Raw genomic sequence first — 13,802 nt, 5'->3', positions numbered from 1 at the left:
AACCAAGGATGGTGAATGATGTTGCAGCAGGCAGAAAGTCCCCTTCAGCACCAACAGAGTTCCGAGCAGCTCAAGATCCTCATCGTTGACGATCGTCGGGAAAACCACAGGGTCATCGAAAGCATCCTCGAGGAGATCGAGGCAGATTACTACCATGCCTTCAGTGGCGAACAGGCGCTGAAACTGGCGCTACGACACAGCTTCGCGGTGATCCTGCTGGACGTGATGATGCCGGGCATGGACGGCTTCGAGACCGCCTCCCTGCTCAGGGTCAACGAGGAGACCCGTGCCACCCCCATCATCTTCATCACCGCCGCCGATCGTACCGAAGAGCTGGAGTTCAAAGGCTATGAGGTCGGCGCCATCGATTACCTGTTCAAGCCCATCAATGCCCACACCCTGGCCAGCAAGGTCAGCGTGTTCCTGGAGCTGGAGCGCCAGCGCATCGGGCTGCGCAGGACCATGGAAAGGCTGCAGATGCAGGAAACCAAGAACCGCCTGCTGCTGCATTCCATAGGTGAAGGCATCATCGGCCTTGATCAGAATGGCCATATCACCTTCATCAACCCGGCCACCGAGAAGCTGCTCAAGGTGTGCGAGCTGGACATCGTCGGGCACCATATCGCGGAATACATAGGTGCGGACATGGTGGGGGACGTCAGCGAGTCCTGGACAGAGTCCCCCCTGTACCAGCAATGCCGCCGGGACAAGCCCTTTCACCGGGAGTTTTCCCTGTTCAGCGACACCGAAAAGAACTTCTTCCCGGTGGAGTACACCGCCACCCCCGTCTACGACGACGGCAACTTTGCCGGTATCGTCATCGCTTTCCAGGACATCACCCAGAGGCGGCGCATAGAGGAGCAGCTGGCCAGGCTGGCGCAATACGACAGCCTGACCGGGCTGCTCAACCGTTATTCCTTCGAAAAGTCGCTGAAAAATGCCATCGCCAGGGCCAAGCGCAGCGAACACCGCTTCGCGCTGTTGTTCCTGGATCTGGACCATTTCAAGCAGATCAACGACAACCTGGGCCATGAGGTGGGCGATCTGCTGTTGCAGCAGGCCTCGACCCGTATCGTCGAGACCGTCAGGGAAAGCGATACCCTGGGCCGGATCGGCGGCGACGAGTTCCTGCTGATCCTGGATCTGGTTGATGAGCCCTGCGAGCGTAACGCCGCCGCCGTGGCCGAGAAGATCCTGGCGGCCATCACCGAGCCCTTCCATGTTCGCGACCATGAACTCTACCTGGGGGTCAGCATCGGTATCGCCATCTACCCGGGCTCGGGCGAAACGGTGGAGAAGCTGATGCGGGCCTCGGATCTGGCCATGTACAGGGCCAAGACCAAGGGCCGCAACAACTACCGTTTCTTCACCGAGGAGATGCAGCAGCAGGCCCATAACGCCCTGGATCTGGAAAGCCGACTGCGCATTGCGCTGGCCCAGGAGCAATTCCTGCTTTACTACCAGCCCAAGCTGGATCTCGCCAGCAACCGCGTGGTCGGGGTGGAGGCGCTGGTGCGCTGGCAAACCGGCGACGGCGAGTTGGTCGGCCCGGACCGCTTCATCCCCAAGCTCGAAGACATGGGCAAGATGAGCCAGTTGGGGCACTGGGTCATCAGGGCCGCCTGCCAACAGCTCCAGGACTGGCGGCGCCAGGGGCTGGAGGAGATCAGCATTGCCATCAACCTTTCGGTCAAGCAGCTCAACCAGGGCAACCTGCCCAAGCTGGTCCGGGACTGCCTGGCCAGCTTCGAGATCCGCCCCGAGCAACTGGAGTTCGAGATCACCGAAAGCCTGATGATGTCCGATCCCGAGCGTGCCAGCGCCATCCTGGGAGCACTGCGTGAGCTGGGCATTCCGGTGTCTGTGGACGACTTCGGTACCGGCTACTCGTCCCTGGCCTATCTGCAGGCCCTGCCCCTGGATGCCCTCAAGATCGATCGCATGTTCGTCAAGCGTCTCCATGAAAACGAGCAGAGTCACGCCATAGTGCGCACCATCATCGGCCTGGCCCACAACATGGGCCTGAAGGTGATCGCCGAAGGGGTGGAGGAAGAAGCGCAGTTGACCATGCTCAGGGAAGAAGGCTGCGACCAGATCCAGGGCTATTACCTGTCCAGGCCCTTGCCGCCGGAGCAGTTCGTCGATTGGCTTCGGCAGCTGCAGTAAGAAAAGCCCCGGATGGCCGGGGCGGTAACGAAAAAGGCCCCTTGCGGGGCCTTTTGCTTAGAAGCGGTAACCCGCCTTGAGGTAGACGAAGCGGCCCTGGGCCGAATGGGTGTCCTTGTCGTAACCCATGAAGTCGGCACTGGAGAAGGGCGGCTCCTCGTCGAAGAGGTTGTTGGCCCCCAGGGTGACGCTCCATTTGTCTGAACCTATGTAGCTGACGCTGAGATCCAGGGTGGTCATGGAGTCCACTGTACCGGTGGCGCCGGCCTCGCGGTCGTCGTCGTACTCGCCGATGTAGTTCAGGCGGGCGGCGGCGGCCCAGTCGCCCTGCTGCCAGTCGGCGGAAGCGGTCCAGCGGTATTCCGGATGCTGCCAGCCACCGGTGAGGTCGATTTCGGTGCCGTCGGCCTTGATCTCGGTGAAGTCGTTCACCCAGGTCAGGCGGTAGGCGAAGACCCAGTCACCCAGGCCGGAGGCCAGGTTGTACTTCAGATCCAGGTCGATGCCGTCGGTCTCCTGGCCGCCCAGGTTGTTGTAGCGGTCGAAGATCTGGAAGATGCGCCCCGGTACGCCGGCGGATGCCGGCTCACGGACCACGTCGAAGCCGTCCAGGCTGGCGCCGGCGTTGAACTGGTTGAGGCGGAACTGGGTGTCGGAGTCGATCAGGTTGTCCTGGTCGTAGTTCCAGTAGTCGATCACCACTTCCAGGTCATCCATGGGCTCCCAGACCATGCCGACGTTGAAGCTGTCGGATTCCTCCGGCTCCAGATCCGGGTTACCGGCCAGGATCACGGTGCGCTCCATGGGATCGCAGTCCTCGGCCAGACCGGTCTGGGGACAGCGCAGGCTGTCGATGAGCAGCGGCGACTCCTGGGTGGGGCCCAGGCCCAGCTGCACCAGGGAAGGCGCCCTGAAGGCGGTGCCCCAGCTGCCGCGCAGCATCATGTTGTCCATGGGCCTGTAGCTGAAGGCCACCTTGGGGTTGGTGTCGGAGCCGAAGTCGGAATAGTGCTCGTAACGCAGTGCCAGCTGCACGTCCAGCTGCTCTGTGACCGGCATGGCCAGCTCGCCGAAGATGGAGTACTGGTCGCGGTCGCCCTTGGCGGCGGTGGCCTCGGTGCCGAACACTTCGCCGCGCAGGAACAGCTCGTCCGGGTTGTCCTCTATCTTCTCGTCACGGTATTCGAAGCCCAGGGCGTACTGGGTGTCACCGCCGGGCAGCTCGAAGGTGTAGCCGCTGATCTGGCCGTTGACCGCCTCGGTCACGGACTTGCCGCTACGGGTGGTGTTGACGCTGATGTCGTCGATGACGGCGGCGTCCTGGGTCCGGGCCAGGGGGTTGAAGTCGCCGGCGTTGATGGCGTCCTGCAGGCGGCTGCTCTGCACGAAGCCACCCAGGCCGAACTCATGGTTGCGGCTGCGCGAATAGGTGTAGGACAGCTTCCAGTCGATGCTCTTCATGGCACCGTCCAGGCCCAGCACCAGGCGCTGGTTGTCGGCCTCGACCTTCTTGTGGCGGGGGCCCGCCTCGGTGGTGCGCCGGCGCATGGTGATGTCTTCACCTGGGAAGGGGTTGGTGGCCTCGCCGGAGGTGAACAGGGGGTTGTCGGCCAGCATGTAGAACTCGCCGAAGGAGGGGCTGGGGGCGCCAAAGACATCGCTCTTGTTGTGCTGGATGTTGGCTTCCAGGAAGCCGATGATCTCGTCGCTGATCTCCCGCTCATGCATCAGCATCAGGCCGGCCCGCTCGGTGCTGGGGTTGAGGCTCATGAAGGGGGCATAGTCGAACAGGCAGAAATTGGGGTGGCTCGAACCGGCCGGGCAGTTGGGATCCGGGGTCCAGTCGAAATCGTCGGACTTGGGCAGTATGGAGCCGTCGGCGCCTATGGTCGCCGGGATATAGGAGCCCGGGTTGCCGGAGGAGGAGCGGAAATCGGGGCCGCCCCTGGCGGTCTGGTTGGCGGACTGGGTGTAGTCACGGTCGCGGTAGAAGGCGCCGTCACGCTTGAAATAATCCAGGATGATGGTGGTATGGGCCTGGCCGTCGCCGTGGCCCCACAACATGGAGGCATTCTGTTCGGCGCCGCCACCGTCCGTGGTGTCGCCGACCATGGCGTTCACTTCCATGCCGTCGAAATCCTTCTTGAGGATGATGTTGACCACGCCGGCGATGGCGTCGGAGCCGTAGATGGCCGAGGCGCCGTCCTTGAGCACGTCGATACGCTCAATGGCCGCCACCGGGATGGTGTTGATGTCGACGAAGGAGGTGTTGATGCCCTGAGCAAAGGCGTTGACGGCGACACGGCGGCCGTTCAGCAGCACCAGGGTGGAATCGGCGCCCAGGCCGCGCAGGGAGATGGCGGCGGCACCGTTGGAGGTGCTGTCGCTGTCGTTGCCCTGGGGCGTGAAACTGCCGGAGCCGTTCACGGGCAGCTTGTGCAGCAGCTCGGCGACGTCGCGGGCACCGGATTTCTCGATGTCCTTGGCGTCGATATAGAGCACGGGGGAGGGGCCTTCCAGATCGGCACGGCGGATATGGGAGCCGGTGACCTCGATACGCTCGACTTCATCCTGAGCGCCATCTGCCGCCATGGCTTGAGGCATGGTGTATGCGCCCAGGGCGGCGGTGACCGCCAGGGCCAGGGGAGTGGCTTTGCGTTGCATAAGATTCTTCCTGAAAAAGCGTTGTTTTGTTTTTGTTACTGTTATGTAACCACAACCAACTTAGTCAGCTTGATGGCAAAGCGCAATGCCTTGTTTTGTAGGAACTAATGTCAGGGTGCCTAGCAGGCGGGCACAAAAAAGCCGGCTGGCGCCGGCTCTTTGTCAGAAGCCGCGGGGGCGGCGGCAGTGATGATCCTTGCCTTCCAGCAGATCTTCCCAGAAGTCGCGGGGCAGCAGGCCGCCGTTACTGCTCTTGGCTTTCTTGGCCGGGGCCTTCTTCGGCGCGGCAGCCTTGGGCTTCTCGGCCTTGGCAGGTTCGGCCTTGGGCGCACCGCCCTGCAGCTCTTCGGTCATGGCAGCAATGTCGGCCAGACGCAGGCTTTTGCCACCGTCTACGGAATACCAACTGCCTTTCTGATCAATCTGGGGTGCTTTACCGTGTTGGGCTTGGTATGCAGCGCTGAATGCGCTCAGCACCTCTTCTTTGTCCAGTTTGGCCATTTCAAGGTTCCCTTGTTCGCTTTTTGAGCAAATTTTAAACGTAGACCTGATTTATACCTAAAATCTTCACAACTGTCTAATTTACACGTCTTTTCTGTGTCGAAAACATCCATTACCCTTGCCGGCAGATGCCAGCCTGAAGAGAGTGCCCATGCAAACCCTGACCCTGATCCAGTACTTGGACGAACTGCTCAAGCCCAAGCTGTTCCGCGACTATGCCCCCAATGGCCTGCAGGTCGAGGGACGCAGGCAGGTACGCAAGGTGTTGACCGGCGTCACCGCCAGCCAGGCCCTGCTGGACGAAGCGGTGGCCTGGGGCGCCGATGCGGTGCTGGTGCACCACGGCTATTTCTGGAAGGGCGAGCCGGCCGAGATCACCGGCATGAAGAAGCGCCGCCTGGCCACCCTGTTGGCCAACGACATCAACCTGCTGGCCTACCACCTGCCCCTGGATGCCCATGACGGCATCGGCAACAACGTGCAGCTGGCCCGGGTGCTGGATCTGGAGACAAGCGGCGCCCTGGACGGCGAGCTGGGCCGGGGTCTGGTGCTACACGGCACCCTGGCCGAGCCCATGACGGCCGCGGAGTTGAGCGAGCATATAAGCCGGCGCCTGGGCCGCGAGCCCCTGCACCTGCCCGGCGGCCCCGAGCGGATCCGCACCATCGCCTGGTGCACCGGCGGCGCCCAGGACTATATCGAGCTGGCGGTCAGCCACGGCATAGACGCCTTCATCTCCGGCGAGGTCTCCGAGCGCACCTTCCATACCGCCCAGGAGGCCGGCATCCATTATTTCGGCGCCGGCCACCATGCCACAGAGCGTTACGGGATCCAGGCCCTGGGCGAGCATCTGGCCGAGAAGTTCGAGCTGGACGTGCGCTTTGTGGATCTGCCCAACCCGGTTTGACCATGGCCCAGGACCGCTACTTCACCGATCTGGCCCACAAGTTCACCAGCAACATCTATGGCAGCTACAAGGGCGCCGTGCGCCAGCACCTGCTGTGGCGGGATCTGGACGCCTTGCTGGCCCAGCTGCCGCCGGGGCTGTCCGTCCTGGATGTGGGCGGCGGCGCCGGCCAGACCGCCATCGGCCTGTGCCAGCGGGGCCACAGGGTCAGGCTGGTGGAGCCGGCCGCCGAGATGCTGGCCCTGGCCAGGGAGGCGGCCGTCAAGGCCGGCTGCACCGAGGCGCTGACGCTGGAGCAGCTGCCACTGCAGCAGCTGGACGGCCAGTACCAGCTGGTGGTGTTCCATGCGGTGCTGGAATGGCTGGCGGACCAGCGGGGCGGCTTGGGCAAGGTGGTGGAGCTGGTGGGTCCCGGTGGCTGGCTGTCGCTGCTTTTTTACAACAAGAATGCCATGGATTTCATGCACCTGATCCGCGGTAATTTCCAGCAGTTCAACCAGGGCTGGTACGGCCGTCACAAGGGGCTGACCCCCCAGGCGCCGCTGGATCCCCGCCAGGTGCTGGCCTGGCTGGCCGAGGCCGGCATGGAGGTAATGGTGCACACCGGCATCCGCTGCTTCAGCGACTTCCACCTGCCGGACAGGCCCAGGCCGGCGCTGGAGGAGGTATTGGCCATGGAAGAAAAGGTCAGCGGCCTCGAGCCCTATCGCAGCCTGGCCAGGTACGTCCATATCCTGGCCCGCAAACCGGGGTGATCAGGTCCTGTCCACCAGCCAGGAAAAAACACCGAATTCAATGCCAGAGCGGCCCGTGGGGGCCTTTGCCAAGGGGGGCATGGGCCGCCCTGGCGATGGCGCCCTGCAGGTATTGATGGGCCAGGGTCACCGCCAGGGGCAGCCCATGGCCCTTGGCAAGGCAGGTGGCGATGGCGGCGGCCAGGGTGCAGCCGGTGCCGTGGGTCTGGTTGGAATTACGCTTCCTGGCCTCTAGCCGATAGCCGCGGCGGCCGTCCCAGAGCCTGTCCACCAGCCAGGCGCCGCCGCCATGGCCGCCCTTGAGCAGCACAGGGCAGGGCAGGGCGGCCTTCAGGGCCCCCATCAGTTCGTCGCCTTCCAGCTTTTTCCCCACCAGGGCCTGGGCCTCGGGAATATTGGGGGTCAGCAGCGCCAGCCGCGGCAACAGCCCATCCAGGGCGGCCCGGCCCGGCCCATCCAGCAGGCTGGCGCCGCTGGAGCTTTTGAGCACCGGATCCAGCACAACGGGAATGTCCCCTGGCAGCACCTCGGCCAGGGCCGTGGCGATGGCGCCGCTGCCCAGCATGCCCACCTTGATGGCCCTGGGCCTGATGTCGTCCAGCACCGCCTTGATCTGCGCCGTCACAAGGTCGGCGGCCAGGGGCTCGACGTGGCTGACGCCCTGGGTGCTCTGCACCGTGATGGCGGTGATGGCGGCCATGCCGTGGCCGCCCAGGGCCTGGCAGCTCTTGAGATCGGCCTGGATCCCGGCGCCGCCGCTGGGGTCTGAGCCGCCGATGAAAAGCACCGGGAAACGCTGGCGGGATTGATGTTTCATAAACCAATGGTCGCTTAAGGCCGGCGGTTTGTCGGTCCCGGCCTTTAGCCTGTATAAGGAGTTGACACATTATGGCAACAAAGCCGACAGCACGGGAAGACAAAGGATGAATGTGAAGATCTTGAGTGTGGCCATCAGCCTGGCCCTGGGGAGCCAGGCGGCCGTGGCCGCGGAAGACGCCGCCAAGTGGGACGTACTGAACCCGCCGGGGGAAGAGAGCACCATTACCATCAACACCAGCGAGACCACCTGGTCCAACCTGGACGTGTCGCCGGACGGCAAGCATATCGTCTTCGACATGCTTGGCGATCTCTATCTGGTGTCCACCGGCGGCGGCCAGGCCAAGGCCCTGACCAGCGACATGGCCTGGAACATGCAGCCGCGCTTCTCACCGGACGGCAGGTCCATCGCCTTCATCTCCGACCGCAGCGGCGCCGACAACGTCTGGGTCATGGATGTGGCAAGCCAGGAGCTGACCCAGGTCACCGACGAAAAAGAGTTCCTGGTCCACAACCCCTACTGGAGCCCGGACGGCAACTACATCGCCGTCAAGAAGGGCCAGATGTCCGGCCGCTCCATCCCCGCCGGTTCCATCTGGCTGTACCACAAGGCCGGCGGCAAGGGCGTGGAGCTGCGTGAGCGCCTGCACGGCAAGGACTCCCAGAAGAACATCGCCGAGCCGGCCTTCAGCCCGGACGGCCGCCATGTCTACTACTCGGTGGACGCCACCCCGGGCAAGACCTGGGCCTACGACAAGAACTCCGTGGGCCAGGTGTTCGTGATCAAGCGCAAGGACGTGGAGACCGGCGAGGAGGAGACCATCGTCTCCGGCGCCGGTGGTGCCATCCGTCCCGTACCCAGCCCGGATGGCAGCAAGCTGGCCTTCGTGCGCCGGGTGGATTTCCAGTCGGTGCTGTTCGTCAAGGATCTGGTGACCGGCCGCGAGGAGCCCGTCTACTGGAACATGGACAGGGATCTCCAGGAAGCCAACGGCTCCCAGGGCAACACCCCCGCCTATGCCTGGACCCCGGACGGCAAGGCCATGGTGTTCTGGGCCGGCGGCCGCATCCACAGGCTGGACCTGGACGACAAGCAGGCCCAGGCCCTGGATATCAGCATCCAGGCCGAGAAAACCGTCAGCCAGACCCTGAGGGTACCGGTGGAGGTGGCCCCGGATCGCTTCAAGGTGCGCATGATGCGCTGGAGCCAGCTGAGCCCGGACGGCGACAGCGCCCTGTTCCAGGCCCTTGGCCATATCTATGTCAAGGATCTGGCCTCCGGCAAGGTCAAGCGCCTGACCCGCCAGAACGACCACTTCGAGTTCTATCCCCAGTTCAGCCCGGACGGCAAGTCCGTGCTCTACACCACCTGGGACGACGACAAGCTGGGCACGGTGCGCATCGCCTCAATCCGCAGCGGCCGCAGCAAGACCCTCACCGAGCAGCCCGGCCACTACGTAGAGCCGGCCTTCAGCCCCGACGGCGACCAGGTGCTGTACCGCAAGGTCACCGGCGGCTACCTGCTGAGCGGCGAGTACTCCATGGAGCCCGGCATCTACGTCACCGACCGCAAGGGCAAGAAACACCATAAGGTGAGCAAGAACGGCGCCCAGGCCCATTTCAGCCACGACGGCAAGCGCATCTTCTATGTGGAGGGCACCGGCAACACCGAGCTGAGCCTGAAGTCGGTGGATCTCAACGGCCTGGACGAGCGCAGCCATTTCAAGGGCGACTACATCACCGAGTTCCGGGTCAGCCCCGACGGTCAGTGGCTGGCGTTCATCCAGCACTACAAGACCTATGTGGCCCCCTTCGTCAAGGGCGGCAAGGTACTGACCATAGGCGGCGATTCCAAGATGGTGCCGGTATCCCAGGTGGCGGCCCGCAGCGGCCATGAGCTGCGCTGGTCGCCGGATTCCCAGCGCCTGACCTGGGGCCATGCCTTCCACCTCTACCAGCGCGACCTCAAGGACGCCTTCGCCTTCCTGAGCGGCAGCCCCGAGCAGCTGCCGGAGCCGGTGGCCGAGGGCATCGACCTGTCCTTCGACGCCGACTACGCCAAGCCGGACGGCACCCTGGCCCTGGTGGGGGCCCGCGTGGTGACCATGCGTGACGCCGACAAGGTGAAGGAAGTGCTGGAAGACGCCGTGGTGCTGATCGAGGACAACCGCATCAAGGCGGTGGGCAGCCGCGCCCAGGTGGCCCTGCCCAAGGGCGCCAGGGTGGTGGACGTGACCGGCAAGACCATCATCCCCGGCCTGGTGGATGTCCATGCCCACGGCGGCTACGGCAGCCGCGGCATCCAGCCCCAGCAGAACTGGAACCAGTACTCCAACCTCAGCTTCGGGGTGACCACCATCCACGATCCCAGCAACGATACCTCCGAGGTCTTTGCCGCCGCCGAGCTGGCCAAGGCCGGCAAGACGGTGGCGCCGCGGATCTACTCCACCGGCCGCATCCTCTACGCCGGTTACGCGCCCGGCTACCACGCCAAGATCGGCTCCTACGAGGACGCGCTCTTCCACGTCGGCCGCCTGGCCGATGCCGGCGCCATCTCGGTGAAGTCCTACAACCACCCGCGCCGGGACACTCGCCAGCAGGTCATCGCCGCCGGCCGCGAGCTGGGCATCATGGTGGTGCCGGAAGGGGGCGCCAAGTTCCAGCACAACCTGACCGAAATTGCCGACGGCCACACCACCATAGAGCATGCCCTGCCCATCAAGGACATCTATGACGACGTCAAGCAGTTCTGGTCCGCCACCGACACCGCCTATACCCCCACCTTCGTGGTGGCCTACGGCGGCCTGGGCGGCGAGAACTACTGGTATCAGCACACCAAGGTCTGGGAAAACGAGCGCCTGATGAGCTTCGTGCCCCGCTACCTGGTGGAGCCCAGGGCCATCCGTCCCCAGCAGGCCCCCGAGCACCACTACAACCACAAGGGCGTGGCCAAGTCCGCCAAGGCGTTGCGTGACGAAGGGGTGCGGGTCAACATCGGTGCCCACGGCCAGCGCGAAGGCCTGGCCGCCCACTGGGAGATGTGGATGATGAACCAGGGCGGCTTCACCCCCTGGGAGGCCCTGCGCGGTGCCACCATAGACGGTGCCAAGTCCCTGGGCATGGACAGGGACATCGGCTCCATCGAGCCCGGCAAGCTGGCCGATTTGGCCATCATCGACGGTGACGTGCTTAGCGACATCCGCCAGTCCGAGAAGGTGGCCTATACGGTCATCAACGGCCGGCTGTTCGACGCCGCCACCATGAACGAGGTGGACGGCGCCAAGCGCCAGCCCTTCTTCTTCGAGAAGCACGGCGTGCCCAACATGCCGGAGGCCACCAGCCGTTACTGGCAGGAGAAGGCCCACAACCTGGGCTGGCAACACTGAAGCTTGCAAGTGATTGAAAAAGGGCGCCTTTGGCGCCCTTTTTATTTGACTTTGCCAAGGCGCCGGGGCACCCTTGTGACATATTATGACAAGGAGGTATCCATGACCGAACATCTTCTCAGCCTCTGGACCCAGCCCAGGGCCACCATACAGCGCATTATCGACGACAACCCCGAACAGCATGTGGCCCTGCTGGTGCTGATCATGGGCATGGCCGCGGCGATGCCGAACCTGGCGGCGCCGGAGGGCGGCCTGGCCGGCTTCGCCCTGGCGTTGCTCCTGGCGCCCATCATCATGGTGATCTCGCTGTACCTGACCGGCTGGCTGTACCGCATCGTCGGCGGCTGGCTGGGCGGCAAGGGCGAGGGCCGGCAGCTGCGCGCCGCCATTGCCTGGGCCTATGTGCCGCAGATCCTGCTCAACATTATCTGGCTGCTGCTGTTCCTGGTGGCGCCACAGGCGATGAGCGCCGGCGCCGAAAGCCTGGTCGCCGAGCCCCAGGCCATGACCTGGCTCTGGTACGGCATCGCCCTGGTGCTCGGCCTGTGGGGCCTGGTGATCCACCTGAAGATGGTGGGCCAGGTGCACGGCTTTTCCGCCTGGCGGGCCCTGGGTACGGCACTGCTGTCGGTGGTGCTGGTGGCGCTGGTCATAGGGGTACCGGTGGGGCTGATCGCCGCCTTGGCGGTGGCTTAAGGAAAGGGCGCCTTTGGCGCCCTTTTTCATGCCAGCCCTTCCTCCTTGAGTGCCTTCTGCACGTCCGGATCCAGGCTGAGATCGTCAAAGAGCCGCTGCAGCTGGGGGTAATCCGCCAGGCCGCCGGGCACCATCTTGGTGGCCCATCTCAGCATGGGATAGACGTAGGCGTCCACTACGGTGCGCTTGTTGCCGACCATATGGGTCTTCTCGTGCAGGTGTGCGTCCAGCAGCGCCAGCTTACGGCGCACCTGGGTCAGGGCGGCGGCCTTGATCTGGGCCAGGGCCTGCTCCGAGTGGTCGCTGCTGTAGCGCCCGGGGCTGAACAACGGATAGAAGCTGGGGTGCAGATCACCGGTCAGGAAGGCGCTCCAGCGTTCCAGCTCGGCCTGGGCCAATGGGGTGTTGGCGACCCCCAGATCCGCCTCCGGGTAGGTCAGCATCAGGTAGCGGTAGATGGCGGCATTCTGGGTCAGGGTGTGGCCATTGTCCAGGGTCATGGCCGGCACGGCCCCGGCGGGATTGATCTTGAGATAGTCCTCGTCGTGGGGGTTGACGATGTTGAGCTGGTATTGACAGCCGATCCAGTTCAGCGCGATATGGATCCCGAGGGAGCAGGCGCCGGGGGCACAATAGAGTCGCATCATGGTTATCCTGGTTGAAGGGCTCTGATAACCATAGATTTCCACACGGAAAATAGACAAACTTTGGCGGTCATGGCCAACCATTGGATAGCCCTTGTCGGACCCTGCTGTCACCCTGTGGGCGGGGCAATTCGCCCGTCCCGAGTACCATCCCCTGCGGCGCCTGTTCCGGCCCCTGAGCTGGTTCCTGGATTTTCTGCACGATCTCAAGACGCTGCTGCTGTCGCGTTTTCGCGCCGAACTGACCGGCGGCGGACAGCCCTTTTCCCTGTCGGACCAACTGCTGGGCACCGCCGTGCTGGTGGTGCTGTCGCTGCTGATCCACCACTGGGATCCCGAGGGCTGGCTGTTGCTGCTCCTGCTGCTGTTGAAACCGGTGGGCTGGCTGGCCGACGGCCCCTGCCGGTCCATGACCCCCATCCAGGGCCGGGTGCTGCAGCGCGATGGCCCCTTCCTGATCTGGACCAGCCGTCTCGCCGGCCGGGGCCGGGAGCAGCGGCGTATCGACCTGGACGCCATCGACCATGTGGCCCTGGCACTGGAAAGCGACGGCTGGCACAGCCAGCTGGTGCACTTCGACGGCGAGATCTGGCCCCTGGGGCGCCATGGCGAGCCACAAGGGGCCCTGGCCGAATGCCGGGCGCTGGCCGGCCGCCTTGGCAAGCCACTGGTACTGGCCCACAGCCTGGGCCTGGGTGAACTGGCCGAGCAGCCCTGGCCCCACGACAGGGTTGGCAGTGCCTGCTGGCAGGAAAACAACGCCTGGCTACAAAGGCGCAGCCGCTTCGTGCGCCTGCCGCGCCTCGGCAAGGCCTTTGGCATGAACGCCCTGTTGTGGCTGGAGCTGGCGCTGCTGGAGCTGGTGCTGGATCATTTCGGCGCCCTGCTCAGCTTCGTGCTCTGGGAGCAATGGCTGGGCTGGCCCGGCCTGGGCCAGGCCATCTGGGTCTTCGCCCTGGCGGCCGTCATCAGCCTGAGCTGGGACTACCGTGGGTTGTCCATGCCGCTGAAGCTGGGCCGCTTCGGTGACGAACTGGAGGTGCTGGAGGCGGGCCGTCCGCCCCTGGTCCTGGCCAGGCCCAACCAATGCCTGATGATCTACCAGCCCTGGCCCTGCATCCTGGTGCTGGGGGAGCAGGGGATGCTGGTGCTGGACGACTGGCTGGACGACCGCGAGGCCGAGGAGGTCATGGCCTGGCTGTGCAGCCGCTTTGCCATGGCGTCGTCGGTGGCGGCCTGAATGCCGCTTGCCGCTGCAATAAGAAGG

Annotated in this window: 10 protein-coding genes; 6 read left to right on the top strand and 4 right to left on the bottom strand. The window is 64.4% G+C overall.

Annotated elements, in window-relative coordinates:
- Positions 1 to 15: 15 nt before the first annotated feature.
- A complete protein-coding gene (locus WDB71_RS08960; RefSeq protein WP_341501242.1) occupies positions 16 to 2,166 on the top strand; it encodes an EAL domain-containing protein in 2,151 nt (716 codons plus the stop codon).
- Between the two features lie 57 nt (positions 2,167 to 2,223).
- Here WDB71_RS08960 and WDB71_RS08955 read toward each other — a convergent pair whose 3' ends face one another.
- Positions 2,224 to 4,830 (bottom strand): TonB-dependent receptor, encoded by a 2,607-nt coding sequence (locus WDB71_RS08955; RefSeq protein ID WP_341501241.1) that lies wholly within the window; start codon positions 4,828 to 4,830, stop codon positions 2,224 to 2,226.
- Between the two features lie 162 nt (positions 4,831 to 4,992).
- The gene (locus WDB71_RS08950) at positions 4,993 to 5,331 is read right to left on the bottom strand and encodes a hypothetical protein (RefSeq protein WP_341501240.1); all 339 of its coding nucleotides are present in this window, start codon (positions 5,329 to 5,331) and stop codon (positions 4,993 to 4,995) included.
- Positions 5,332 to 5,482: 151 nt separating this feature from the next.
- Between WDB71_RS08950 and WDB71_RS08945 the strand changes: the two genes are divergently transcribed.
- Together WDB71_RS08945 and WDB71_RS08940 are read left to right on the top strand one after the other, a co-directional pair.
- Positions 5,483 to 6,238, top strand: coding sequence for a Nif3-like dinuclear metal center hexameric protein (locus WDB71_RS08945; RefSeq protein ID WP_341501239.1), 756 nt, complete (start codon positions 5,483 to 5,485; stop codon positions 6,236 to 6,238).
- A 2-nt stretch (positions 6,239 to 6,240) separates the two neighbouring features.
- Positions 6,241 to 6,993, top strand: coding sequence for a methyltransferase (locus WDB71_RS08940; protein WP_341501238.1), 753 nt, complete (start codon positions 6,241 to 6,243; stop codon positions 6,991 to 6,993).
- 37 nt (positions 6,994 to 7,030) lie between these two features.
- On the opposite strand, the gene thiD is transcribed toward WDB71_RS08940, so the two are convergent.
- Positions 7,031 to 7,810, bottom strand: a complete 780-nt coding sequence (gene thiD / locus WDB71_RS08935) for a bifunctional hydroxymethylpyrimidine kinase/phosphomethylpyrimidine kinase (protein ID WP_341501237.1) — start codon at positions 7,808 to 7,810, stop codon at positions 7,031 to 7,033.
- A gap of 112 nt (positions 7,811 to 7,922) precedes the next feature.
- Here thiD and WDB71_RS08930 point away from each other — a divergent pair, with 112 nt between their 5' ends.
- Positions 7,923 to 11,195: an amidohydrolase family protein gene (locus WDB71_RS08930; RefSeq protein WP_341501236.1), complete on the top strand. Its 3,273-nt coding sequence runs from the start codon at positions 7,923 to 7,925 to the stop codon at positions 11,193 to 11,195.
- A gap of 102 nt (positions 11,196 to 11,297) precedes the next feature.
- Positions 11,298 to 11,891, top strand: coding sequence for a YIP1 family protein (locus WDB71_RS08925; protein ID WP_341501235.1), 594 nt, complete (start codon positions 11,298 to 11,300; stop codon positions 11,889 to 11,891).
- A 26-nt stretch (positions 11,892 to 11,917) separates the two neighbouring features.
- Here WDB71_RS08925 and WDB71_RS08920 read toward each other — a convergent pair whose 3' ends face one another.
- Positions 11,918 to 12,538 carry a glutathione binding-like protein gene (locus tag WDB71_RS08920; protein WP_341501234.1) on the bottom strand — a complete coding sequence of 207 codons (621 nt, stop codon included), beginning with the start codon at positions 12,536 to 12,538 and terminating at the stop codon, positions 11,918 to 11,920.
- Positions 12,539 to 12,629: 91 nt separating this feature from the next.
- On the opposite strand from WDB71_RS08920, the gene WDB71_RS08915 reads away from it, so the two are divergent.
- Positions 12,630 to 13,775 carry a hypothetical protein gene (locus WDB71_RS08915; RefSeq protein ID WP_341501233.1) on the top strand — a complete coding sequence of 382 codons (1,146 nt, stop codon included), beginning with the start codon at positions 12,630 to 12,632 and terminating at the stop codon, positions 13,773 to 13,775.
- Positions 13,776 to 13,802 lie beyond the last annotated feature (27 nt).

The organism is Gallaecimonas sp. GXIMD4217 (genome assembly GCF_038087665.1).
Classification (GTDB): Bacteria; Pseudomonadota; Gammaproteobacteria; order Enterobacterales; family Gallaecimonadaceae; genus Gallaecimonas.
The sequence above is the reverse complement of the archived record's forward strand: the minus strand, read 5'-3'. Positions and strand labels throughout refer to the sequence as shown.

Bases quoted from the DNA above. Each gene is read 5' to 3' on its own strand.
- WDB71_RS08955 (WP_341501241.1), bottom strand. From the start codon at position 4,830: ATGCAACGCAAAGCCACTCCCCTGGCCCTGGCGGTCACCGCCGCCCTG.
- WDB71_RS08960 (WP_341501242.1), top strand. From the start codon at position 16: ATGATGTTGCAGCAGGCAGAAAGTCCCCTTCAGCACCAACAGAGTTCC.
- thiD (WP_341501237.1), bottom strand. From the start codon at position 7,810: ATGAAACATCAATCCCGCCAGCGTTTCCCGGTGCTTTTCATCGGCGGC.
- WDB71_RS08945 (WP_341501239.1), top strand. From the start codon at position 5,483: ATGCAAACCCTGACCCTGATCCAGTACTTGGACGAACTGCTCAAGCCC.
- WDB71_RS08950 (WP_341501240.1), bottom strand. From the start codon at position 5,331: ATGGCCAAACTGGACAAAGAAGAGGTGCTGAGCGCATTCAGCGCTGCA.
- WDB71_RS08925 (WP_341501235.1), top strand. From the start codon at position 11,298: ATGACCGAACATCTTCTCAGCCTCTGGACCCAGCCCAGGGCCACCATA.
- WDB71_RS08920 (WP_341501234.1), bottom strand. From the start codon at position 12,538: ATGATGCGACTCTATTGTGCCCCCGGCGCCTGCTCCCTCGGGATCCAT.
- WDB71_RS08940 (WP_341501238.1), top strand. From the start codon at position 6,241: ATGGCCCAGGACCGCTACTTCACCGATCTGGCCCACAAGTTCACCAGC.